This window comes from Salinarimonas ramus, from assembly GCF_014645695.1.
GTDB classification, from domain to species: Bacteria; Pseudomonadota; Alphaproteobacteria; order Rhizobiales; family Beijerinckiaceae; genus Salinarimonas; species Salinarimonas ramus.
This window is the reverse complement of sequence record NZ_BMMF01000036.1, coordinates 1-1,496: the sequence shown is the minus strand read 5'-3', so window position 1 is coordinate 1,496 and position 1,496 is coordinate 1. Positions and strand designations below refer to the sequence as shown.

Genomic DNA, 1,496 nt, shown 5'->3' with positions numbered 1-1,496 from the left:
GCTCATTGGTGCACCTTCGGGCTGGAGGATGCGGAGCCGCGAAGCGGCGTAGTATTCTCCAGCCCGAGCACTTGCCGCGACGGCCACGTGTGCTCGCCCTTGAAGGGCCCGCATGAGACCCGCCGCGCGGCAAGTGCCGGGAGGACCGGACGGACCACGGGGTGTAGCGCCTGCGCCTGCCAGCCGGAGCGCCTTCCAATGAGCGATCCGCACGACCTCCCGGCTCGGGTGAAGGTACACCGAACCGGGAGACGTCGCCTATGCCTTTCACCGTTGGGTTCGACTGGGGTAACGCCGGCCACGCGGCCTGCATCCTCGACGAGACGGGCGCGGTCCGCGCACGCCTCGCCGTCCCGCACACCGCCGTGGGGCTCGCCAAGTTCGTGGCCGCTCTCGCGCGCATCGCGCCCGCCGGGGAGATGCCGGTGGCCATCGAGCGCCCATCCGGCCTCGTCGTCGACACGCTCGTCGCCGCCGGCCACCCGGTCGTGCCGATCCATCCGAACGTCGTGAAGGCCTGCCGTCCGCGCTATCGCGCCGCCGGCGGCAAGTCCGACCCGGGCGACGCCTACATGCTCGCCGACATCCTGCGCACCGACGGCCATCGCTTCGCCCCGCTGCGCCAGGCCTCCGACGCGGTCAAGGCGTTGCGCGCCCTCGTGCGCGGGCGCGACGACCTCGTCGCCACCCGCGTCGGCCTCGCAAACCAGCTGCGCAGCCTGCTCGAAAGCTTCTGGCCGGGCGCCGCCGCGATCTTCGCCGACGTCGACAGCCCCGTCGCGCTCGCCTTCCTCGCCCGCTACCCCATGCCCGAGAGCGCCGCACGCCTCGGCGAGAAGCGCATGGCCGCCTTCATGGCCCAGGCCCGCTACAGCGGTCGCCGCAGCGCCGCCGAGCTCCTCGGTCGCCTGCGCGCCGCACCCACCGGCCTCGCAGGCCGGGACGAGAGCGAGGCCAAGGGCGAGATCGTGCGCGCACTCGTCCTCGCCCTCGAGCGCATCGTCGCCGCGATCCGCGACCTCACCGCCCGCATCGAGCACGACGTCGCCGAGCTGCCCGACGGCCGCATCGTCATGTCCTTCCCGCGCGCCGGCCGCATCAACGCCGCCCAGATCCTCGCCGAGATCGGCGACGACCGTGAGCGCTTCCAGACCGCAGACCAGCTCGCCGCGGAGGCCGGCGTCTGCCCCGTCACCCACGCCTCCGGAAAGAGCAGGGGAGTCGTCTTCCGATGGGCCTGCAATCACCGTCTGCGCGCCGCCGTCACCTGCTTCGCCGACAACTCCCGCCATGCCTCCCCCTGGGCCGCAGACGTCTACACGCGCGCCAGGCAGCGCGGATGCAGTCACCCTCATGCCGTCCGGATCCTGGCTCGCGCCTGGATCCGCATCCTCTGGCATGCCTGGCGAGATCGAGCCGACTACGACCCCGCACGCCATCTCGCCGCGCAAAAATGCGCTGCATAGGAAAACAGAGGTGGACACGGGGTGTCTCAT

At 71.9% G+C, this 1,496-nt stretch carries 1 protein-coding gene; it reads left to right on the top strand.

From position 1 onward, the window contains the following. Positions 1–260 precede the first annotated feature (260 nt). On the top strand, positions 261–1,466 hold the full coding sequence (locus tag IEX89_RS24085) for an IS110 family RNA-guided transposase (RefSeq protein ID WP_188915838.1): 1,206 nt from the start codon (positions 261–263) through the stop codon (positions 1,464–1,466). Positions 1,467–1,496 lie beyond the last annotated feature (30 nt).

Excerpts from the sequence above, each read along its gene's own strand:
- IEX89_RS24085 (WP_188915838.1), top strand. The coding sequence starts at position 261 with ATGCCTTTCACCGTTGGGTTCGACTGGGGTAACGCCGGCCACGCGGCC.